We start from the raw sequence: 21,337 nt of genomic DNA, 5'->3' as shown, positions 1-21,337 counted from the left end.
CGGGACTAAAGGACGTCGAGCACCCGCTCGACGGGCCTGCCGATCACAGCGCCCTTGGCCGTCTCGGCGATAGGGCGTTCGATCAGGATGGGCTGGGCGATGGCGGCGGCGATGATCGCCTCATCGTCCGCTCCGGCGTCCAACAGGGCCTTGGCGTCCGCCTCTTTTTTCCGAAGCAGGCCCGCCATTCCGACGCCGGTCCTGGCCGCCAGCCGCTCCAGCGTGGCGCGATCCCAGCCGGTCTTCAGATATTCGACGACCGTCGGTTCGACGCCCTTCTCACGCAGCAAGGCGATGGCGTTGCGCGAGGTGCTGCATTTGGGATTGTGGAAGACGGTGACGCTCACTCAAGGCTCCTGTTTCAGGCGATGCAGGACAAAGGCCCCGCGAAGTGACGCCACATACAGCACCGCGCTCACGATCTGCACGGCCCAAGACACGCCCAGCAGGATCAGATAGCCCGAATCTCGCCCGTTGTACTGACCGGTCGCCACAGCGATTAAGACGATCAACATGCTGTAGACGAACATGGCCAGAACGATGATCGGAATGGCGCGGGTCATGTATTTCCACTGCGCCCAGGCCAGAACCAACGAGAGGGCAATCCCGAAGACCATGCTGGCCAGCAGCGCCACGGGCATGATGCTGCCAATCATGGCGCTCTGCATCGCCGCCTGTTCGGCGCTCATCTGCATCTTGGCCTGCTGATTGGCCACGATGGCGGCCAGCCACTCAGGATGCAGCCAGGTCAGCAGGCTGGATATGGCCCCGACCGCGCCTGAGGCCAGAAGCCCGAATGTCCCCACCCGCGCCGCCCTCTGGGCCTCTGCCATCGCCCTTGGCGCGTTGAACGGATTGGCGGCGCGAAGCCAGAGTTTCAGCATGATATTGTCCCCTCTCGCGTCAATCTAGCGTGCATTCTTCCACTGTCTATCGCCCTTGGCCTTCACCTTTGCCCTCCCCGCGTCTAGGGTTTGGCCGATGCGGATTCTGATTTCTGACCAGGCCGTCCTCGATCACGTCGCTGCGCGGCGCGAGGCCATCATCGCCCGCACCATCGATTGGGCGAACATCAACTCCGGCAGCCGCAACGCCGCCGGGCTGAACACCATGCTGGATGTGCTGGAGGCCGAGGCCCGCCGCCTGCCCGCCGTGGTCCAACGCATCCCGACCCAGGGCTCGACCACCGTCGCCGACGACGGCTCGGTGCGCGAAGAAGCCCACGCCGACGCCCTGAAGATCACCGCCCGGCCCGAGGCCCCGATCCAGGTCGTACTGACCGGCCACTACGACACCGTCTTTCCTGCCGACAGCCGGTTCCAGACGGTGACCACCCGCGCGGACGGCGCCCTTAATGGTCCCGGCGTCGCCGACATGAAGGGCGGGATCAGCGTGCTTCTGGCCGCGCTGGAGGCGTTCGAAACCCACCCCGACCGACACGGCGTCGGCTGGACCGTGCTGCTCAGCCCGGATGAGGAAATCGGCTCGCCCGCCTCGGCGCCCCTGCTGGCCGAACTGGGCGCGCGCGGCCATGTCGGCTTGACCTATGAACCGGCTCTGGCCGACGGCACGCTGGCGGGCGCCCGCAAGGGCACCGGCAACTATCATCTGATCGTCACCGGCCGCGCCGCCCACGCGGGCCGCGCCTTTGACGAAGGCCGCAACGCCGTCGCAGGCGCCGCCATCATCGCCGCCACCCTTCATGGCCTGAACGGCCAGCACGAAGGCGTCACCGTCAATGTCGCCAAGATCGCGGGCGGCGGCGCCCTGAACGTCGTCGCCGACAACGCCGTGGTCCGCTTCAATGTGCGTGTGCCAGACAAGGCCGCCGCCGACTGGATCGACGCCTCTGTCCACGCCATCGCCGCCGCGCCGCCGTTCGAGGGGCTGACGCTGGACCTGCACGGCGGCTTCACCCGCGCGCCCAAGCCGATGGACGCCGCCCAGACCGCCCTGTTCGAAGCGGTCAAGGAAGCGGGCGCCCTCTTGGGCCAGCCCATCGCCTGGAAACCGTCCGGCGGCGTCTGCGAGGGCAACAACCTGCACGCTGCAGGCCTGCCCAATATCGACACCCTGGGCGTCCGGGGCGGTGAAATTCACTCGGATCAGGAGTTCGCCTGGCCCGACAGCTTCGTCGAACGCGCCCAACTCAGCGCCCTGATCCTGTGCAAGATCGCCTCGGGCGAGATTGACGCGGCCAAACTGAAATCCCTGCGGATGGAAACCCTGTAAATGCTTGTCGTCCGCCCCGCCGGTCCCGCTGATCTCGACCACCTGCTGGAACTAGCCATCCTGTCCGGTCCCGGCTTCACCAGCCTGACTGAAGACCCCGACGCCCTGTCCGAACGGCTGGAGCTCAGCCAGGCCAGTTTCCGCGGTCAGGTCGCCCCGCAAGAGGCCTGGTACACATTGATGCTGGAGGACGGCGACACCGGCGACATCGACGGCGTCGGCTCGGTCAAGGCGACGGTGGGGCTGAAACGCCCCTTCTTCTCGTTCCGCGTGGTCAATAACACGGCGTCGTCGCCGTCCATCGGGGTCAAGCTGGATCACCAGACGCTGGTGCTGGTCAATGAATGCACCGGCTGGACCGAAGTCGGCTCGCTGTTCCTGAAGGCCGACCGACGCAAGGGCGGCGCGGGCCGTCTGCTCAGCCAGTCGCGCTATATGCTGATCGGCGCCCAGCCGGAACTGTTCGCCGAGAATGTGCTGGCGGAGTTGCGCGGCGTCTTCACGCCCGACGGCGCCTGCCCCTTCTGGGACCATGTGGCGCACAAATTCTTCCCGATGGAGTTCGACGACGCCGACCGGATGACCGGCTCCACCGACAAGCAGTTCATCCTCGACCTGGCCCCGCGCCACCCCATCTATACGGAACTGCTGCCCGAACCGGCGCGCGCCGTGATCGGCAAGGTCCATCCGCAGGGCGTGCCGGCCATGGCCCTGCTGGAAAGCGAAGGCTTCCGTCCCAACGGACTGGTGGACATCTTCGATGCGGGTCCGACCGTCTCGTGCGGCCGCGACAACATCCGCACCGTGCGCGATGCGCGCCAACTGCGGCTGGAGATCACCGACCATGTCGAGGCCGAACTGCCCGCCCTGATCTCAACCGACAGCATCGCCGCCTTCCGCGCCGTGCGCGCCAAGTGCGACATCGACGGCGAGATCGCCCGCCTGACCGCCGAAACCGCCGCCGCTCTGAAGATCAGGAACGGCGCAACGATCCGTGTGAAATCATGACCGTGTTCAAATCCATCGACCCGACGACCGAAGCCGTAAACTGGGAAGGCCAGGCCGCCAGCCCGGCTGAGGTCCAGTCCGCTGTGGACGCCGCCCGCGCCGCCTTCCCGGCCTGGGCCGACGCCCCGCGCGGCGAACGGATCGACGCCGTCAAACGCTATCAGGCCGTGCTGAAGGACCGCGCGCCCCAGATCGCTGAGGCCATCAGCCGCGAGACCGGCAAGCCCCTGTGGGAGACCAAGACCGAAGCCGCCGCCATGATCGGCAAGGTGGACATTTCGATCCGCGCCTACGACGAACGCACGGGCGAGCGCACCAGCGACACCGCCTTCGGCCGCGCCACCCTGCGCCACCGTCCGCACGGCGTGGCGGCGGTGCTTGGCCCGTTCAACTTCCCCGGTCATCTGCCCAACGGCCATATCGTCCCGGCCCTGCTGGCGGGCGACACCGTCGTCTTCAAACCCTCGGAAGAGACACCTCTGGTCGGGCAGGTGATGGCCGAGGCCTTCGCCGCCGCCGACCTGCCGACCGGCGTGGTCAATGTCGTCCAGGGCGGACGTGAGACGGGCGCGGCCCTGCTGGACGCAGGAATCGACGCGCTGATGTTCACCGGATCGGGGGCAGCAGGCGCGCATTTCCGCAGGAAGTTCGCCGACGATCCCCACGTCATCCTGGCGCTGGAGTTGGGCGGCAATAATCCGCTGGTCGTCTGGGATGCGGCGGACGCCGAGGCTGTGGCGGGCATCGCGGTCCAGTCCGCCTTCATCACCACCGGCCAGCGTTGCTCTTGCGCGCGCCGCCTGATCGTGCCGGAAGGCGCGCAGGGCGACGCGATCATCGAGGCCGTCGCCGCCCTGTCCGACCGCCTGAACTTCGCCCCCTGGGACAGCGATCCAGAGCCCTATGCCGGTCCGCTGATCTCGGCTCGCGCAGCAGAGGCGGCCCTGAAAGCCTTGCAGGAACGGATCGACATGGGCGCTAGGGTCATTCGCGCCTCAGGCCCCGTCGCCAACCTGCCCGGCGCTTTCGTCAAGCCCGCCATCATCGACGTGACCGGCATCGACGTGCCGGACGAAGAAATCTTCGCCCCCTTCCTGTCGGTCATCCGCGTGCCGACGTTCGAGGCCGCCATCACCGCCGCCAACGCCACCCGTTACGGCCTGTCCGCCGGTCTGGTCAGCGATGATCCAAAGAACTGGGACCACTTCATCCGCCGCATCCGCGCGGGCGTGGTCAACTTCAACCGTCCGACGACGGGGGCGGCGGGCGACATGCCCTTCGGCGGCCTCGGCGCCTCCGGCAACCACCGCCCAAGCGCCTACTACGCCGCCGACTACTGCGCCTACCCCGTCGCCAGCTTCGAGGCTGGCTCGGTCAAGAACATCGAAAGCGAGATCAAGGGGCTCCGCACTTAGATGGCCGCAGGATGGATGGTAAAGGTCGAGGTGGAAGCAGGTCGCGGCGAGCTTGAGCCATTGGTCTTTATCGTCGCGCTCGACGACTTTCAGGAGGCAATGGAAGCCGCCAAACGTGCTCCCGAAGTGACCCAGCCGCGCTCAGTTCTGGGAAACCAAGCGCCCTCAATCTACGCCGCCAACCTTGTTCATCCGGTCGATGCGAGGACGATCAGACAGCTCGACTTGTCGCTCGGACAAGTCTGGAACGTGAATGATCCTCCCACCGCAGAGCGGATCGTGTTCGCCCGAAAGCCATAGTGCCATGACCCACGCCATCGAAGCCAACGCCGACGGCCTGATCGGGCCGACGCATTCCTACGCTGGCCTCAGCCCCGGCAATCTGGCCTCCAGCCTGAACAAGGGTGAGGCGTCGAACCCGCGTGCAGCGGTGTTGCAGGGGCTGGACAAGATGAAGGTGCTGGCGGACCTGGGCCTGCCTCAGTTCGTCCTGCCGCCGCATGAGCGGCCCAACATCCCCTTCCTGCGGTCGCTGGGCTTTACCGGCACGGATGGACAGGTGCTGGAGTGCGCGTGGAGAAATGCGCCGTCTTTCGCCGCCGCCGCCTGTTCGGCCTCGCCCATGTGGGCCGCCAACGCCGCGACTGTGACGCCGTCCAGCGACGCCGCCGATGGTCGGGTGCATTTCACCCCCGCCAACCTGCACACCAATCTGCATCGCAGTCTGGAGCACCAACAGACCAAGCGCGCGCTGGACGCCCTGTTCCCGGACGCCAGCCGGTTCGCCGTCCACGACGCCCTGCCCGCCGTCGCCCATCTGGCCGATGAAGGCGCCGCCAATCACGTCCGCCTGTGCGCCACGCACGGCGGTCGCGGGGTCAATCTGCTGGTTTGGGGGCGTGAGGCCTTCGAACCGTGGAACGGCCCCTTCCCCGCCCGCCAGACGCGCGAAGCGTCTGAGGCCATCGTCCGCCGCCATGAGGCCGGACGGCCCGTTCTGGCCCAGCAGTCCCGCGCCGCCATAGCAGGCGGCACATTCCACAACGACGTGGTCTGCGTCGGTGCGCTGGACACCCTGTTCTTCCACGAGCTGGCGTTTGAGGACACGGACGCGACCAAGGCCGCCATCCGCCGCGCCGCCGACGGCCTGTTCGAACCCCAGTTCATCGAGGTTTCCAACGCCGACCTGCCGCTGGCCGACGCCATATCCAGCTATCTGTTCAACTCAATGCTGATCCAGGTTCCGGGCGAGGACCGCCTGACGCTGATCTGCCCGACCGAAACGCGCGACAACCCGCGCAGCCACGCAGTCGCCGAACGGATCGCCGCCTCCAACGGTCCCATCGGTCGCGTTCAATATGTCGATGTGCGTCAGTCGATGCGCAACGGCGGCGGCCCCGCCTGTCTGCGCCTGCGGGTCGTGCTGAACGCGGCGGAACTGGCGGCGACAAATCCGGCCATGCGCCTGACCGACGCCCTGCACGCGCGCCTGTCAGACTGGGCGAGCCATTGGTATCGCGACGAACTGCGCCCCGCCGATCTGGCCGACCCCAAGCTGCTGGACGAAAGCCGTGGCGCGCTGGACGAACTGACCGGCATTCTGGACCTGGGCGCTGGCTTCTATCCGTTCCAGCGCCCCTGACGGTCAGGCGGCGAACCGCCCGCCCTTGTCGGCATAGGCCTGGGTGCCGTGCGTGATGACGCTGTCGGTCGGCAGGATGGTTTCGATCGCCAGATCATCCTGCCCCTTCAGTGCGTCATAGACGGGACCGAAGTCCTTCAGCGTGACTTCCCGCAGCGCATCTATGCTGTCGATGACGAAATAGACCTGCTGGAAGTCGTCGATCCGGTACAGGGTCCGCATCACCCGCTCCAGATCAAAGCCCAGACGGTTCGGCGACGCGTCATCCAGCGCAAACACGCTTTCGGTCGCTGACGACACAATGCCCGCGCCATAGATGCGAAGGCCGTCCGCCTCCTTCATCAGGCCGAACTCGACCGTGTACCAGTACAGCCGCGCCAGATTGGGCAGCATGCCCAGCGACGCCGCCCTCTGCCCGCCCTTGCCATAGGCCTCCATATAGGCGGCGAAATCGGGGTCGGTCAGCATCGGCACATGGCCGAAGACATCGTGGAAGATGTCTGGCTCCTGCAGGTAATCCAGTTGATCCGGCTTCCTGATGAACTGACCCGAGACGAAGCGGCGGTTGGCCAGATGGTCAAAGAAGACCTCATCCGGCACCAGTCCCGGCACGCAGACCACGGTCCAGCCGGTCAGGGCCTGAAGCTTGGGATTGATGACGTCGAAGTCGGGAATCCCACCCGCATTCAAGTCCAATTCATCCAGACCGCGCAGGAAGGCCTGGCTGGCGCGGCCCGGCAGGATCTTCATCTGGCGGGCGTACAGGGTGTCCCACGTCTGGTGCTCGACCTCGGTATAGGCGGCCCAGTTCTGCGGAATGGTCCAGTCGGCGGCGGCGCCTTCCGGGGGTTTTTCGAAGACATGCTCGAAATCAGACATGGAGAGCGGTTCCTCTTTTGAGGTCATATAGCCATCCACCCCACCCGGTTCCAAGGGTCAGTGGAGCCGCATGTCCAGCGGCGCGTGATGGCCGTAAGCATCAATCGTGAACCACCGCTGTTCGTCAGCGATGGTCAGTTGATCGGCGTCGTCTTCCAGAACAGCCTCGGCGGCATAGGCGACGAAACCGCCCGCCTCTCCTATGGCGAAGACACGGTAGAACGGCTGCTCCGGCGAGATGTCGCCCGTTTCGCCGACCGCCCCTGCATAGCCTGCGTCCACGTCGATCACGACGCCGCGAAAGGCGTCGTCACGGTGCCGAACGACCTGGCCAAGGCTGAAGCGCGTGGTGTGAATCTGGGTCATGATCGCCTTTATACGCACCGTCGTGTGAAGCGGACGCCCACAGGCCTGTTCATCTTGCTGACAGATTGGCTTGGCGCGGACGATTGCCTCGGGTTAGTTTCATGGGGACGGGCGCCGCTTTGGACCGCCCACATTGGATACGGCCCATGCCGGAGACCCACGGCGCGCCCGCACGGCGCGACGAGCGGTCCCAGCCATCCCGCAATCGGGATGCGTCGGGTCGGGATGCGCCTCTGTTTGGCGCGCTCGATCTGGGGACCAACAATTGCAGGCTGCTGATCGCGCGCCCCTTGCGTGAGGGCTTCCGCGTCGTCGACAGCTTCAGCCGCATCGTGCGGCTGGGCGAAGGCCTGTCCCTGACGGGGCGGCTGGACGACCGCGCGATGGACCGGGCCTATGACGCCCTGGCCCTGTGCGCCGAACGGGTGGCGCGAAAGGGTGTCGACCCGTCCCGTCTCAGCGCTGTCGCCACCCAGGCCTGCCGCGCCGCCGCCAACGGGGCCGAGTTCATCGAACGCGTGCGTCTGGGCACCGGTCTGAAACTGCGAATCATCGACCCGGCGGAAGAGGCCCGTCTGGCGGTCGAAGGCTGCCTGAACCTGATCGATCCCAAGGCGCAGGCCGCGCTGGTCATCGACGTCGGGGGCGGATCAACCGAACTGGCCTGGCTGCTGCGTGAGGGCGAGAGCTTCACGACCACCGCCTGGATGTCGGCGCCACTAGGCGTGGTCAGTCTGGCTGAACGCCATCCCGAACCCGCCAACGCCGGTGAAGACTGGTACGAAGCCATGGTCGCCGACATGGGGCTGGCCATCGCGGCAGGCGGCATTGATCAGCCGGAAATCCGCGATCTGTTCGCCCGCAACCGGGGCCATCTGGTCGGCACATCAGGCGCTATCACCAGTCTGGCGGGCATTCACCTGAAACTGCCGCGCTACAACCGCGACCGGGTCGATGGGCTGTGGATGACGCGCGCCGACTGCGAAGCGGCGGCGGACCGGCTGAAGACGCTGGGTCCAGAAGGCCGCGCAAAAGAGGCCTGCATCGGCCCCGACCGCGCCGATCTGGTGCTGGCAGGCGCCGCGATTCTAGAAGCCATTCAACGCGCCTGGCCGTCCGAACGCGTGCGCGTCGCCGACCGCGGTCTGCGGGAAGGCCTGCTGCTGCAGCAGATGCGCGAAGCCAACAAGCCCGTCCGGTCCTCCCGCCGTCGCCGGCGCAGACGGGGTCGCGGCGGCAAGGGCGCAGCGGCGACCGCCTAAACGGCGGGCGCCGTCGTCGGCGACGTCACCCGCACTGGCAGATCGACGTCACAGATGGAGAAGTCTGCGCCCTTGGCCTGACGCGCGTGCTCCACGATGGCGGCGAAGGTCGCCGAGGTCGCATTCAGCACCGCCGCCGACGGACGCGCCTCAGCAGGCAGGTCAGACGCCACCCGCACCAGTGTCATCCGGTCCGGTCCCTCGACCATGCCGTCGGGATTGGGGCTGGCCTTCAGCGCCCGCACCACGTCCAGACCCGACACCACACGTCCCCAGACGGTGTAGCGCTTGTCGAGCGAAGGATAGGCCTGACGCATCAGGAAGAACTGGCTGTTGGCGCTGTCATTGGCCTCGTCACGCGCCATACCCGCGACGCCGGGACAATAGAGGCCCCAGCCATGCACCTTGCGATCCGGCGTGCCCGCCATGGCCGCATCCGGCTGCGTCTCAACCGGTACAGAGCCGATGAAGCCCAGAACAGAACCCATCGGGGTCGCGACCGGCGCAAATGCCATCTCAGGCCCACGCCGGAAGGTGAACTCGGCCTTCAGGTCGGGATAATAGCTCTGGCCGTCGCCGGTCCCCAGCGGATCGCCTGTCTGGGCCATGAACCAGTCGATGACCCGGTGCCAGGTCAGATTGTCGTAGAATCCACGCGAGGCCAGAAGCCGGATGCGCTCCACATGGCCCGGCGCGATCTGAGGGGCGAGTTCAACCAGAATCTGTCCCTTGGTCATTTCGATCACCAACAGATTCTGCGGCGCGATCGTGCGCCATTCCGTCGGTACGGGCGGCGGCGGCGGGAAGACCGGCTCGACCTGCTGCGCCTGCACGGGCAGCGCCTGCGCCGCGCCGCTCAGCAGGGCCAGAACGGCCCCTGCCAACAGAACCCGTTTCATGCCCATGGCCCCCGCCCCCTTAACTATATTGATCAGCCCCCTGTGACTTCAGCCACCGGCTGAACGTCGCAGATGTTGAAGCTGGAGCCCTTGGCCGTCCGTGTCTCTTCAATGTGCTGAGCGAAGGCGGCGCTGGCGGTGTTCTGCACCCGCACGACCGGACGCTGGGCCTCCGGGATGGTCGAGGCTATGCGCACGCGGGTCATGGTGTCCGGGTCGGTCACCTTGCCGTCCTGAGATTCCTGGCCCGCCTTCAGGCTGCGCACCACATCCAGACCCGACACGATGCGGCCGAAGGCGGTGTAGAGGCCGTTCAGGTTCGTGTTGGCGCCGGTCATCAGATAGAATTGGCTGTTGGCGCTGTCCGGCGAATTGGCGCGGGCCATGCCGAATACGCCGGGGCAGAACAGGCCGTTGGCGTCGACCTTGAAGTCAGACGTGATCATCATCTGGGCGTTGGGCTGGGTCTGGACCGGCAGGGTTCCCACCAGACCGACGATGCCCTGGCCCGCGTTCTCGACCTGGGTGAAGCCCGCGTCACGGCCGCGCCGGAAATGGAACTCGCCCTTCAGGTCCGGCAGGTCGCTGCCGCCCTCGCCGGTGCCCTTGGGGTCGCCGGTCTGGGCCATGAAGTTCGGAATCACGCGGTGGAACTTCAATCCATCATAGAAGCCCTGATTGGCCAGGGTGCGGATGCGCTCGACGTGGTTGGGCGCAGCCAGAGGCGACAGTTCGACCAGAACCCGCCCCTTGTTGGTGTCGATGACCAGCAGGTCGTCCGGGGCGACTGTGCGCCAGTCAGCCGCCGAGGCCGCCGCCTGGGCCAGAGCCGGAGCTGACGCCACGCCGGACGCCAAAAGAGCGGCTGCGGCCGCCGCGATCACACCAAGACGCATTCCAGAACTCATCCCTTGTTCTTGACCTTGGCCCGCACGCGTTCGGCGATGGCAGGGCTGACGAAACTGTCGATCGCGCCGTCCAGACGGGCGATTTCCTTGACCAACCGCGAAGCGATGGCCTGATGCCGCGGATCAGCCATCAAAAACACCGTCTCGATGTTCTGATTGAGGCGCTGGTTCATGGCCGTCATCTGGAACTCGTATTCGAAATCGGCGACTGCACGCAAACCCCGAATGATGACGCTGGCGTCCAGTTCTTCGGCGAAATGCATCAGCAGGGTCGAAAACGGCTGGACCACGATGTCGCCGCCCAACGACGCGACCTCGGCCCGCAACATCTCGACGCGCTCGTTCGTGGTGAACAGCGGGCCTTTTTCATCATTCTGGGCCACGCCGATGACCAGCCGGTCCACCAGCTTCAGCGCCCGTTTGATGATGTCGGTATGGCCGTTCGTCACCGGATCGAAGGTGCCCGGATATAGACCGATACGCATGCGTTTCTCCCCAGCCTGTCGTCCGCTGTTGACCGCCACTTAGCAGGTGCGAAATGAGCGGCCTAGATCGTCTGACACGGGTTTGATCGCCAGAAGTCATTCAATCGGGCGATCACGGCGTCAGATGAGGCGAACTCATGCCCGTCAATCCCCGCCACAGCGCAGGCTGGCGTGGCCGCGTTACAGATGAAAGCCCCGTCGAAATCAGCCAGTTCACTCACGCTGATCGGGCGTGTGACGCTGTTCCAGCCCGCCTCGACGGCGCCGCGTTGCAGCAGTCCCTGCCCCGTCCCCACCAGCATAGCCGCCTCAGGCCAGACCAGAGCGTCGCCCTGAATGAAGCCGATGTTCCAGATACTGCCTTCGGATATATGCCCCTTCGGATCGACAAACAGAGCGTCGTCAAACCCGCCCTGAACCGCCAGACGCCGCGCGCGTGTCAGGCCGAACGTGGCGGCGTGTTTCAGATGCGGGACTTCACGCGCATAAATCTGCGTCTTCAGCCGCAGCGATTTGGTCAGTGGCGACGCAGGCGGCGACAGGGCGGTCAGCACACGCGGTTGAACCACCGCATCGGGCGACCTTAGGCTGACCGCATCCGAGAACAGATTCACACGAAGGCTGAACCGGCCCGAACGACCCTCCAATGCCTGACGCATTCGCTCGCGCAACAAGGCTTCCGGCACGGCAACGCCGAACAACTCCACCGCCTCGGCCTCCAGGCGCGCCAGATGCAGATCCAGCCCGCGCACGCCGCCGTTCTCCGCCTGCATCGAGGTGAAGGCGCCATAGTTGGACAGGACAAAATGGCTGAGGTCGCTGACCTCAGCCGGACTTCCATCAATCAGGATTTCAGCGGTCGACACGACGAAACCTCCGCTCATCCCGACGGGGATCAGCCCTCGCCGCCCTCTTCGACGCCCGTATCGCCCTCATCATCACCGCCGCTTTCGGGCAGGCGTTCGACCGAGACGACCTTCTCATCCTTGCCGGTGCGGAAGATGGTGACGCCCTGGCTGGAGCGGCCGACGATGCGGACCTGGTCGATGCGGGTGCGGATCATCTGACCGCCCGAGGTGACCAGCAGCAGGTCGTCAGTCTCCTCGACCGGGAAGGCCGCCGCCAGGCGTGTGCCAGCGCGTCCGCCCAGACCGTGCGCCGTCAGACCCTGACCGCCGCGACCCGTGCGGCGATACTCATAGGCCGAAGACCGCTTGCCGAAGCCAGAGTCGGTGACCGTCAGAATGAACTGCTCAGCCGCGCCCAGTTCCGCGATCCGCTCGACCGACAGGACGGCGTCTGCGACGTCATCCTCTGCCTCGACCGGCGCTGCATCTTCCTCAGCATCCGCACCCGCCAGCGCCTTACGCATGGCGTTGGCGTGTTTGACGTAGGCCGAGCGTTCTTCCGGCGTCGCATCCACGCGGCCCAGGATGGCCATGGAGATGACCTCGTCGCCGTCCTGCAGGCGCACGCCCCGGACGCCGGTCGAATCCCGGCCCTTGAACACGCGTACATCGTCGGCCTTGAAGCGGATCGCGCGTCCCAATGCCGTGGTCAGCAGCACATCGTCGTCCGCCGTGCACAGGCCGACGCCGACCATGCGGTCTTCGCCCTCCAGCTTCATGGCGATCTTGCCCGCGCGGTTCACCGTGGCGAAATCCGACAGCTTGTTGCGGCGCACGTCTCCCGTCGAGGTGGCGAACATGATGTCGTAGTCGCCCCAGGTCGCTTCATCCTCAGGCAGCGGCAGCACGTTCATGATGCTGTCGCCCGGCTCGATGGGCAGCAGGTTGACGAAGGCCTTGCCGCGCGACTGCGGATTGCCCAGCGGCAGACGCCAGGTCTTCAGCTTGTAGGCCTTGCCGTTGGTGGCGAAGAACAGGACCGGCGTGTGGGTCGAGGCGCTGAAGACGCTGGTGATCGCGTCCTCGTCCTTCATCGACATGCCGCTGCGGCCCTTGCCGCCGCGATGCTGGGTCCGATAGGCGTTCAGGGCGACGCGTTTGACATAACCGCTGTGGGTGACGGTGATGACCATGTCCTCGCGCGGGATCAGGTCTTCGTCCTCCATCTCGCCATCGCCTTCCCCGATCAGGGTGCGGCGCGGCACGGCGAACTTGTCCTTCACGTCGATCAGGTCGTCGCGAATGATGGCCAGGACGTTCTTGCGGTCCGACAGGATGGTCAGGTGGCCCTGGATCGTATCGGCCAGGCTGCGCGCCTCGCCGAAGATGTCGTCACGGCCCAGGCCGGTCAGACGCGACAGCGTCAGGGCCAGGATGGCGCGGGCCTGTTCGTCGGTCAGGCGGATCTTGTCACCCTCGACGATGACCGAGCGTGGGTCAGCGATCAGCTCGACCAGAGCCATCATGTCACCAACCGGCCACGCCTTGGCCTGCAGCCGCTCACGCGCCTCGCTGGGGTCGGCGGACGAGCGGATGATGTGGATCACTTCGTCGATGTTGGCCACGGCGACGGCCAGGCCAACCAGCACATGGCCGCGGTCACGGGCCTTGTTCAGCTCGAACTTGACGCGGCGAACGACGACTTCTTCGCGGAAGTCGAGGAAGATCTGCAGCAGGTCGCGCAGACCCATCTGCTCGGGCCGCCCGTGGTTCAGCGCCAGCATATTGACGCCGAACGACGACTGCATGGCGGTGTAGCGCCACAGCTGGTTCAGGATCACATCGCCCGAAGCATCGCGCTTCAGCTCGATGACGATCCGCATGCCCTGACGGTCGGATTCGTCGCGAACGTCGGAAATGCCTTCCAGACGCTTTTCGCGCACCATTTCGGCGATGCGTTCGATCAGGGTCTGTTTGTTGACCTGGAACGGCAGCTCCGTGACCACGATGGCTTCACGGTCCTTGCGGATTTCCTCGACCGAGGCGCGGCCGCGCACGATGACCGAACCGCGGCCGTCGCGCAGCGCATTGCGCGGCGCCGTACGGCCCATGATCTCGCCCCCCGTGGGGAAGTCGGGACCGGGCACGATGTCCAGCAGGGCGTCGTCCGAAACGTTCGGATCGTCCAGCAGGGCCAGGGCCGCATCCACGACCTCGCCCAGGTTATGCGGCGGGATGTTGGTCGCCATGCCGACGGCGATGCCGCCCGCGCCGTTGACCAGCAGGTTCGGAATCCGGCTCGGCAGAACGACCGGCTCCAGTTCCTTTTCATCATAGTTCGGCTGGAAATCGACGGTGTCCTTGTCGATGTCGGCCATCAGTGCGACGGCGGCCGGAGCCATCTTGGCCTCGGTGTAACGCATCGAGGCGGGCATATCGCCGTCGACCGAGCCGAAGTTGCCCTGACCATCGACCAGCATCAGCCCCATCGAGAAGGGCTGCGCCATCCGCACCAGGGCCATATAGACCGAGGCGTCGCCGTGGGGGTGGAACCGGCCCAGCACGTCACCGACAACGCGGGCGCATTTCGAATAGCTGCGCTCCGGCGTCATGTTCAGGTCGTGCATCGAATACAGGATGCGACGGTGAACCGGCTTCAGGCCGTCACGGGCGTCAGGAAGCGCCCGCGAGACGATCACGCTCATGGCGTAATCAAGGTACGAACGCTTCAGTTCGTCCTCGATCGTGATCGTGGAAATGTCGGAGCCGCCGCCTCCGCTGTTAATCGGGGTCGCGGCGTTTTCGTAGCTGTCGTCGGTCAATGAAGCGTGGCTTTATGCGGCCGGAATCGGAACGTGATCCGTTGTGACGATTTCTAGCATTCAAGGGGCTCGGTGGCAAAGCGACGTCGCCGTGAAAGCCCGTCTCTGAAAGGACTTTCCATATGCGTCTGCCCATGCTCGCCGCCGCCCTGGCCCTGACCGTGCCGATGGCCCCGCTCGCCGCCTGCGCCTCGACCGCCGACAGCCCTCACGCCCACGCCGAACGCGCGCCTGTCGGCACGACGGGTCAGGCCGTTTTGGTCAACGCTCAGGGCGCAAATATCGGCCATGTCGAACTGCGCCAGGGATCGACCGGACTGCTGATCAAGATCGAAGCTTCCGGCCTGACGCCCGGCTGGCATGGCATCCACATCCACGCCACCGCCGTCTGTGAAGCGCCCTTCACCTCGTCCGGCGCGCACATCAATCATGGCGATCCGAAACAGCCGCACGGCCTGCTGAACCCCGCTGGTCCCGATGACGGCGACCTGCCCAACGTCTTCGCCGGCGCGGACGGCAAGGTGAACGCCGAAGTCTTCACCACCCGCGCCCGGATTTCGACCGAGGGCCCCGGCCAGTGGCTGTGGGACGCGGACGGCTCGGCCATCATCATCCACGCCAACCCTGACGACCACGCCAGCCAGCCCATTGGCGGCGCGGGTGACCGCGTGGCCTGCGCGGCGCTGACGGCCAGCTAAACGCCTGCACGGTAAAGGCGAGCGCGCCCGCTGGACTTCGGTTCAGCGGGCGTTTTTGTCTTGCAGCAGCCGCTGGATCAGCTCCGTCTGTTCCTGCTGACGGGCAGCCAGGTGCTCGACCTTCTCCAGCAGGGCCATGATCTCGATCTCGGCCTTCAGGTTGACCTGATAGTCGTTGCCCGCATCCATGCGGTCCTTCGACGCCTGACGGTTCTGGCTCATCATGATCACCGGCGCCTGCACCGCCGCCAGCATCGACAGCACCAGATTCAGAAAGATGAAGGGATAGGGGTCGAACGCATCCTTGCGCAGGAAGATGTTCACCAGTGTCCAGATCAACAGGAATACGCCAAAGGCGCTGATAAAGGGCCAGGAACCGCCGAAGGCGGCGACCCGGTCCGCCAGCCGATCACCGAAACTCTGTTCCTGCGCAAAGGTCTCGTTGATGTCTTCGGCTATCGGTCGTCGCTCAGCGGCGCTGCGGACGACGCTGGCTTCATTGGCTTGCAGCTCTTTTGACGACTTGCCCAACCAGCGTCGGGATACGTGGTCGGCGTCGCCGGGGATATGGGACACGAAAACCTCCTGATCTGCTCAGGAGACAGATCAAGCCTTCGCGGCCCCTGCGCGCAAGCCCCGTTCGGCCAGGGCCACCAGCACCACCCCGCCCATGGCGATAGCCGCCCCTGTCAGGATCTGCGGCGTCAGCACATCGCCCATCAGGCTCCAGCCGATCAGGATCGACACCACGGGGGTCGCCAGCAGATAGGGGGTCACCCGCCCCGCCTCACGCCGCTGCACCAGCCAGAACAGCAGGGTCGTGGCCAGAACCGACGACACCACCCCAGCCCAGATCAGCGACACCCAGACCATCGGCGGCGCCGCACGGATGGCGTCAATCTGATCATGCTCGAACACCAGCGAACCGAACGCCAGCACAGGCAAGGTTCCCACCGCCAGAAGGCCCTGCATCTTCAGCGGCGGGATGGAGGTCGTGCGCCGCGCCACCACCGTCGCCAGAGCCCAGGCCGCACCCGCTGAAATCCCCACCAGAATGGCGCGCCAGTCCTGCAGCGCGTGGGCGTCCAGCGTCATCCACGCCACCCCGACAAAGGCGATGCCCATGCCAAACAGCGCACCCCGGCTCAACCGCTCCCCCAGGATCAGGAAGGCGAACAGGGAGGTGAAGGGAATCCACAGTTGATTGGCCACGGTCACCGGGCTGATGTCCTGCGCCAGCCAGTAGGCCGTATAGACCAGCCCATACTGGATCGGGCCGCCCACCAGCACGATGATCAGCAGGCTTTTCCAGTCGGGAAACGGCGGCCGCACAAAGGCGAACAGGCAGGCGCTGGCGATGCCAAAACGGATGGCCCCGACCAGCAGCGGGCTAAGATGCTCGGTCGCCAGCTTGGCGCCCGCATTGTTCACGCCCCACACCACGATGATCGCGGCGATGGCGGCGATCTCCAGCCCGGTCAGGGCATGGGGCTTGGCAGGCGGAGGCGTTGGTGCGGGCGTGGCGACAGTCATGCTGATCGGAATGCCACAGACGGGGCCGGGCCGCGCCTCACGTTCAATGAGCATTCCTTACGTTGCCCACCCTGCCCTTTCGGACCCGTAGTGCTATGTCGCCGCATTCCTGAACCGAGAGGGCGCTTGATGAAGCCGTCATTCACCGCCGCGGCCAGCCTTTTGGCCCTGAGCCTTCTGTCCACGCCCGCCCTTGCCCAATCGACGCAGGGTCCGCTTCTGGTGACGTCACCCCAGCCCCTACCCATCGACAACCGGCGCCCCCGCGTCTTCCTGGGCGGCAGCATCGACATGGGCGGCGCGCCGGACTGGCAGTCCGCGATGACGACGGCGCTGTCGGACATGGACGTGGTCATCCTGAATCCCCGCCGCCCTGACTGGAATCCAGCCTGGCGGCCCGACGCCGACGAACCCGAGTTCCGCCGTCAGGTCGAGTGGGAGTTGAATGCGCTTGAGGCCTCCGACGTCATCGTCATGTATTTCGCACCCGGCACGCAGAGCCCCGTCAGCCTGCTGGAGATGGGCCTGCACGCGCGCGGCGGAAAGCTGATCGTCCTTGCGCCCGACGGCTTCTGGCGAAAGGGCAATGTCGACATCACGGCGGCGGCCTATGGCGTGCGTCAGGTGGCGACGATGGACGAACTGACCGTCGCTGTGCGCGATGCGCTGGCCGATGCAGGATCACACGGACGCTTCACCAGCCGCCCTTAGAACTCCGGCTTGGCGACCATCAGCCAATAGATGGCCAGCACCCCGGCAAAGGCGGGCCAGCCCAGTCCGAACCACCAGCGGAACAGGCGATGATAGGCGGGCGGCAATGGCGCGCCCTGCCCCGCCGCCTGCTCGGCCAGCTTCATCATCCGGTACTGGATCCACACCACCGGCAGCCAGCAGACGCCGATCAGAACATAAAGGCCATAGGCCGCCAGCAACCACGGACTGGTCAGGGACCAGCCCTGCAGATGGATCAGGCCCAGGCCGCTGATCGGCTGGACCACCACGGCGCTGGCGGTGAAGACGAAGTCGGCCAGAACCACGATCTTGCCGACATCCGCCACCGTCTTCGCGTCCTTGGTCGCATGGGCGCGCAGCATGAAGAAGGCGATGCCTGCGCCTGTGCCGAACAGGACGGCCCCGGACAGGATGTGGATGATCTTCAGCAGAAAATAGAGGCTCATCGGCGGGCGTCCGTGGCGGCGACAAACAGGCACAGGGCCATCATCGGCAAGACCTTCAGCCACGGCCCCAGCGGGTCGATCCAGTAGTGCGGCAGGCTCAGGGTCCCGGCGATCAGATAGCCGACCGTAGCCAAACACATGAAGATGGCCACCCGCGCCGTCCAGGGCCGCACGAACAGGGCCAGCCCCAACACGACGTCCAGCAGCGCGCCCCACCAGGCGACCGGTCCGGACCAGCCGCCATATCCGCCCTCATGCAGGATGGCGACGGCGCCGTTCCAGCCGGGGCCGAAACTGATCAGACCCGTAATCAGCCAGAACAGGCCCAGAGTGACGATGGCCACCGGACGCACGAACCACAGGCGCGCGTGCCAGACGTCCTGAACCGAGGCCGGTGTCTCGGCCAGAAACCGTGAAAACCCGCGCGACGTCACGCCCAGCCGCTCGGCCCAGCCGCTGTCGTGGCCGGACACGTCATGATCCATCTGCTTGATCGCCGTGGTGCGGATAGGCGACGACCAGCCCAGCCGTCCCAGCAGGTCGCCGATCACCAATGCAGGCGCCGCCAGTGCGCGCGGCACACGTACGACCGGCGCAGGCTTCAACCCCATCCAGCCGCGATACAGGCGCACCGTCTGGGCCATGGTCACCGCCTCTGGTCCCGGCATGTCCAGCGTCTCGCGTGAGACGGCGCCGGGCTTCAGCGACGCAACGACGGCGGCGCTGAGGTCGCCCAGAGGGATCGGTCGGAAGCTCTGATCGCCCCCCACCACTGGCACGATCAGTGGAAAGGCCGCCAGCGCCCGGATCAGGCCCGTACCGCCGAACGCCGCCCGGTCCACCACCAGTGATGGCCGCAGGATCAGCCAGTTCAGGCGGCTGGCCTGAACCAGACGCTCTGTCTCAGCCTTGGTCCGTGCATAGTCTGTGCCCGCCGCATCATCGGCCCCCACGGCGGAAATATGGATCAGGCGCGACACCCCCGCCGCCTCACAGGCCGCGATCAGGGCGCGGGGACCGTCGACATGGGCGGCGCGGGTGCTGTCGCCGCCGCCGTCCTGCAACACGCCGACACAGTTCACCACCGCCGAAACGCCCGCCAGCAGCGGCGCCCAGGCCTCCGCCGTCGTCAGTCTGGAAAAGTCCGCCGACACCCATTCAAAGCCCGGCGCGCGGCGGGCCGGTTCTGCGATGCGGCGCGCGCCTGCCCGCACGGACCAGCCATCCGCCGACAAGGCCGCCGCCAGATGCGAGCCGATGAAGCCATTGGCGCCCAGCACCAGAACCCGCCCGCTCATCCCAACACCCGGTCAGCCAAGTCACGTCCCGCCGATGCGCCCGCCTGAGGCATGGCGCACCAGGCCTGACCGGGAAACCGGCGGCGACGACGGGCGATGAAGTCATAAAAAACATCGCGGATGAACCGCGGCACGATCCGCCCCACGACCGCTAGCCTCCACGGCATCGGCAGTTGCGCGGCGATGGCCAAGGCGCCGTCCGAACGCTCACGCGCCAGACCGTCCTGAATGAGCAGCATGGTGTAGGGATCGTCAGGGTCCACGCGATAGTGGACCAGAAGCGCCCGCCCCAGTTCAGACTGGGTCGGGGCCAGCCGGAAGACGCCTGTCTTGTCCGCCTTCAGGATCTTGCGCGCCGAGCCGGAGCACAGCGCGCAATCACCATCGAACAGGACCAGAGGCCGGTCGTCCGGGAATGCAGGAACAGCGGGGTCGTCGCGATAACTGTACGCAGACCGCCCCACCGCCTGATGCCTCTTAGAACGGAATGTCGTCGTTCAGGTCGTAGCTTTCCTTGGGACCGCTGGGCTTGTTGGCGCCGCCAGTCGAGAAGCCCGACGAATAGTCGTCGTCGCCGCGACCACCGCCGCCGCCGCCGTAACCGCCGCCCGACGAACCGCCTTCCGAACGGCCGCCCAGCATCGTCAGTTCACCCTTGAAGCGGCTGACCACGATCTCGGTCGAATATTTCTCGACGCCCTGTTGGTCGGTCCATTTGCGGGTCTGAAGCGCACCCTCGATATAAACGGTCGAGCCCTTCTTCACATAGTTCTCGACGACCTTGACGATGTTGTCGTTGAACACGACGACACGGTGCCATTCGGTCTTTTCCTTGCGCTCGCCCGAGGACTTGTCGCGCCAGGTTTCCGAGGTCGCAATCGACAGGTTGGCGATGCGGTCGCCGTTCGGCATGGAGCGGATTTCCGGGTCGCGGCCCAGATTGCCGACCAGAATGACCTTGTTGACTGATCCAGCCATGACTTCTTCCTTCTCGTGCGGGACAGCGAGACCGTCGCCCATCCCTTAATTCAGCCGGATGTCTTAGAGGCGCGGCGGATCACCGCCAGCCGCATTCGTCATCAGGCCCGCCAAATCGGTGGATTAACTAAATGTTCCACCTTTGTTCGATGCGCGCAAGACCCTGCGCGAAACGCCGTTACTGGGCCACAGGCTCCGCCGCGACCGCCACAGGGCGGCCCGTCTCGTCACGCTGGATCGCGCCGGGGATCGCCAGACGCCCATCACCCGTGCGCGCCATCGAGAAGAAGCGGCTGCCGGTCAGGGTCTTGGCGATCTTCACGCCCTCGCGGTCGATGAAGATGAAACGCCCCTGATAGGCGCCGGTCACCTCGTTGTTCGACCCGCCCATACGCAGGAAGCGCAGGCGCATCTCTTCCAGACGCGCGGCGCACAGTTCCAGTTGGGCCTGTCCATCCGCCAGCTTCTGCAGCTTGGGCGCCGCCGAGGTCGGCTCGGCGACATAATAGCAGACGCCCGGCTCGAACTTGAACTTGGGCTGGTTGCTGCATGCGCCCAGAAGGGCCGCGCCGGCGATGGCGGTGAGTGCAAGTACGCGCATCAGTTCATCCCCGTGAATTGGCAGTTGCGGTCCTGTTCGGCCAGGGTGCGGAAACGGGTGTTGTCGTTCGACTGTTCCACGCGGCGCGGGACCAGACGCAGGGTGGTGTCGCCCCAGCGGCCATACTGGGCCTCGCCCGGACGGACGCAGGTTCCGGCATACAGGGCCTGAACACAGGCGTTCAGGCTCATGCCCGTCGACAGGACACGCCAGTCGTCACCGGTGTGGCGCAGGCATTGGGTTCCGCCCGCGGACGGCGCCGTCACCGGCTTCACCGGACGGTCC

At 66.0% G+C, this 21,337-nt stretch carries 24 protein-coding genes and 1 pseudogene; 8 read left to right on the top strand and 17 right to left on the bottom strand.

Going from position 1 to position 21,337, the window contains the following annotated elements:
- Positions 1 to 5: 5 nt before the first annotated feature.
- Both arsC and QZ281_RS10245 read right to left on the bottom strand, forming a co-directional pair.
- Positions 6 to 347: an arsenate reductase (glutaredoxin) gene (gene arsC, locus QZ281_RS10250; RefSeq protein ID WP_201099407.1), complete on the bottom strand. Its 342-nt coding sequence runs from the start codon at positions 345 to 347 to the stop codon at positions 6 to 8.
- Positions 348 to 884, bottom strand: a complete 537-nt coding sequence (locus QZ281_RS10245; RefSeq protein ID WP_292227976.1) for a hypothetical protein — start codon at positions 882 to 884, stop codon at positions 348 to 350.
- A 97-nt stretch (positions 885 to 981) separates the two neighbouring features.
- On the opposite strand from QZ281_RS10245, the gene QZ281_RS10240 reads away from it, so the two are divergent.
- Genes QZ281_RS10240 through astB form a run of 5 tightly spaced genes read left to right on the top strand, consistent with a single transcriptional unit; the run spans position 982 to position 6,297 of the window.
- Positions 982 to 2,232: a hydrolase gene (locus tag QZ281_RS10240; RefSeq protein WP_292227974.1), complete on the top strand. Its 1,251-nt coding sequence runs from the start codon at positions 982 to 984 to the stop codon at positions 2,230 to 2,232.
- Complete coding sequence (locus QZ281_RS10235) at positions 2,233 to 3,240, top strand: arginine N-succinyltransferase (RefSeq protein ID WP_219354514.1); 1,008 nt, start codon at positions 2,233 to 2,235, stop codon at positions 3,238 to 3,240.
- Entirely contained in the window at positions 3,237 to 4,655 is a 1,419-nt protein-coding gene (gene astD / locus QZ281_RS10230) for a succinylglutamate-semialdehyde dehydrogenase (RefSeq protein ID WP_292227970.1), read from the top strand. The genes QZ281_RS10235 and astD overlap by 4 nt, the downstream gene beginning before the upstream one ends.
- The gene (locus QZ281_RS10225; protein ID WP_292227967.1) at positions 4,656 to 4,955 is read left to right on the top strand and encodes a hypothetical protein; all 300 of its coding nucleotides are present in this window, start codon (positions 4,656 to 4,658) and stop codon (positions 4,953 to 4,955) included.
- 4 nt (positions 4,956 to 4,959) lie between these two features.
- Positions 4,960 to 6,297, top strand: coding sequence for an N-succinylarginine dihydrolase (astB, locus tag QZ281_RS10220; protein ID WP_292227964.1), 1,338 nt, complete (start codon positions 4,960 to 4,962; stop codon positions 6,295 to 6,297).
- 3 nt (positions 6,298 to 6,300) lie between these two features.
- Here astB and phhA read toward each other — a convergent pair whose 3' ends face one another.
- Both phhA and hspQ read right to left on the bottom strand, forming a co-directional pair.
- Positions 6,301 to 7,176, bottom strand: coding sequence for a phenylalanine 4-monooxygenase (phhA, locus tag QZ281_RS10215; protein ID WP_292227963.1), 876 nt, complete (start codon positions 7,174 to 7,176; stop codon positions 6,301 to 6,303).
- A 57-nt stretch (positions 7,177 to 7,233) separates the two neighbouring features.
- Positions 7,234 to 7,542, bottom strand: coding sequence for a heat shock protein HspQ (hspQ, locus tag QZ281_RS10210; protein ID WP_292227961.1), 309 nt, complete (start codon positions 7,540 to 7,542; stop codon positions 7,234 to 7,236).
- 146 nt (positions 7,543 to 7,688) lie between these two features.
- Between hspQ and QZ281_RS10205 the strand changes: the two genes are divergently transcribed.
- On the top strand, positions 7,689 to 8,804 hold the full coding sequence (locus QZ281_RS10205) for a Ppx/GppA phosphatase family protein (protein WP_292227958.1): 1,116 nt from the start codon (positions 7,689 to 7,691) through the stop codon (positions 8,802 to 8,804).
- Here the strand turns inward: QZ281_RS10205 and QZ281_RS10200 are convergent.
- From QZ281_RS10200 to gyrA, 5 genes are all read right to left on the bottom strand, one after another.
- Entirely contained in the window at positions 8,801 to 9,703 is a 903-nt protein-coding gene (locus QZ281_RS10200; RefSeq protein WP_363297752.1) for a peptidylprolyl isomerase, read from the bottom strand. The two genes, QZ281_RS10205 and QZ281_RS10200, sit on opposite strands and share 4 nt — an antisense overlap.
- A gap of 32 nt (positions 9,704 to 9,735) precedes the next feature.
- Positions 9,736 to 10,599, bottom strand: a complete 864-nt coding sequence (locus QZ281_RS10195; protein ID WP_292227954.1) for a peptidylprolyl isomerase — start codon at positions 10,597 to 10,599, stop codon at positions 9,736 to 9,738.
- A gap of 8 nt (positions 10,600 to 10,607) precedes the next feature.
- Positions 10,608 to 11,096, bottom strand: a complete 489-nt coding sequence (coaD, locus tag QZ281_RS10190) for a pantetheine-phosphate adenylyltransferase (protein WP_292227952.1) — start codon at positions 11,094 to 11,096, stop codon at positions 10,608 to 10,610.
- Positions 11,097 to 11,158: 62 nt separating this feature from the next.
- A complete protein-coding gene (locus QZ281_RS10185; protein WP_292227949.1) occupies positions 11,159 to 11,962 on the bottom strand; it encodes an aminotransferase class IV in 804 nt (267 codons plus the stop codon).
- A 29-nt stretch (positions 11,963 to 11,991) separates the two neighbouring features.
- Positions 11,992 to 14,766 carry a DNA gyrase subunit A gene (gene gyrA, locus QZ281_RS10180; RefSeq protein ID WP_292227946.1) on the bottom strand — a complete coding sequence of 925 codons (2,775 nt, stop codon included), beginning with the start codon at positions 14,764 to 14,766 and terminating at the stop codon, positions 11,992 to 11,994.
- A 122-nt stretch (positions 14,767 to 14,888) separates the two neighbouring features.
- Here gyrA and QZ281_RS10175 point away from each other — a divergent pair, with 122 nt between their 5' ends.
- Complete coding sequence (locus tag QZ281_RS10175) at positions 14,889 to 15,464, top strand: superoxide dismutase family protein (RefSeq protein WP_292227943.1); 576 nt, start codon at positions 14,889 to 14,891, stop codon at positions 15,462 to 15,464.
- Between the two features lie 42 nt (positions 15,465 to 15,506).
- Here QZ281_RS10175 and QZ281_RS10170 read toward each other — a convergent pair whose 3' ends face one another.
- Both QZ281_RS10170 and QZ281_RS10165 read right to left on the bottom strand, forming a co-directional pair.
- Positions 15,507 to 16,040, bottom strand: coding sequence for a DUF1003 domain-containing protein (locus QZ281_RS10170; protein WP_292227940.1), 534 nt, complete (start codon positions 16,038 to 16,040; stop codon positions 15,507 to 15,509).
- Positions 16,041 to 16,070: 30 nt separating this feature from the next.
- Complete coding sequence (locus QZ281_RS10165) at positions 16,071 to 16,997, bottom strand: DMT family transporter (protein ID WP_292228099.1); 927 nt, start codon at positions 16,995 to 16,997, stop codon at positions 16,071 to 16,073.
- Positions 16,998 to 17,126: 129 nt separating this feature from the next.
- On the opposite strand from QZ281_RS10165, the gene QZ281_RS10160 reads away from it, so the two are divergent.
- Positions 17,127 to 17,708, top strand: a complete 582-nt coding sequence (locus QZ281_RS10160; RefSeq protein ID WP_292227937.1) for a nucleoside 2-deoxyribosyltransferase domain-containing protein — start codon at positions 17,127 to 17,129, stop codon at positions 17,706 to 17,708.
- On the opposite strand, the gene QZ281_RS10155 is transcribed toward QZ281_RS10160, so the two are convergent.
- The 6 genes and pseudogenes from QZ281_RS10155 to QZ281_RS10130 all read right to left on the bottom strand — a co-directional run.
- Positions 17,705 to 18,175, bottom strand: coding sequence for a DUF2269 domain-containing protein (locus QZ281_RS10155; protein WP_292227933.1), 471 nt, complete (start codon positions 18,173 to 18,175; stop codon positions 17,705 to 17,707). The genes QZ281_RS10160 and QZ281_RS10155 overlap by 4 nt on opposite strands.
- Positions 18,172 to 19,473, bottom strand: coding sequence for an SDR family oxidoreductase (locus tag QZ281_RS10150; protein ID WP_292227931.1), 1,302 nt, complete (start codon positions 19,471 to 19,473; stop codon positions 18,172 to 18,174). Before QZ281_RS10150 ends, QZ281_RS10155 begins: the two co-directional genes overlap by 4 nt.
- Positions 19,470 to 19,937 carry a DCC1-like thiol-disulfide oxidoreductase family protein gene (locus QZ281_RS10145; protein WP_292227928.1) on the bottom strand — a complete coding sequence of 156 codons (468 nt, stop codon included), beginning with the start codon at positions 19,935 to 19,937 and terminating at the stop codon, positions 19,470 to 19,472. Before QZ281_RS10145 ends, QZ281_RS10150 begins: the two co-directional genes overlap by 4 nt.
- Positions 19,938 to 19,950: 13 nt before the next feature.
- Positions 19,951 to 20,451 (bottom strand): single-stranded DNA-binding protein, encoded by a 501-nt coding sequence (gene ssb, locus QZ281_RS10140; RefSeq protein ID WP_292227926.1) that lies wholly within the window; start codon positions 20,449 to 20,451, stop codon positions 19,951 to 19,953.
- A gap of 178 nt (positions 20,452 to 20,629) precedes the next feature.
- Positions 20,630 to 21,052, bottom strand: coding sequence for a hypothetical protein (locus QZ281_RS10135; RefSeq protein ID WP_292227922.1), 423 nt, complete (start codon positions 21,050 to 21,052; stop codon positions 20,630 to 20,632).
- Positions 21,052 to 21,337, bottom strand: a pseudogene (locus QZ281_RS10130) (hypothetical protein); the annotation flags it as partial. The pseudogene QZ281_RS10130 and the gene QZ281_RS10135, both read right to left, overlap by 1 nt.

The organism is Brevundimonas sp. (assembly GCF_018608325.1).
Taxonomy (GTDB): Bacteria; Pseudomonadota; Alphaproteobacteria; order Caulobacterales; family Caulobacteraceae; genus Brevundimonas.
The sequence above is the reverse complement of the archived record's forward strand: the minus strand, read 5'-3'. Positions and strand labels throughout refer to the sequence as shown.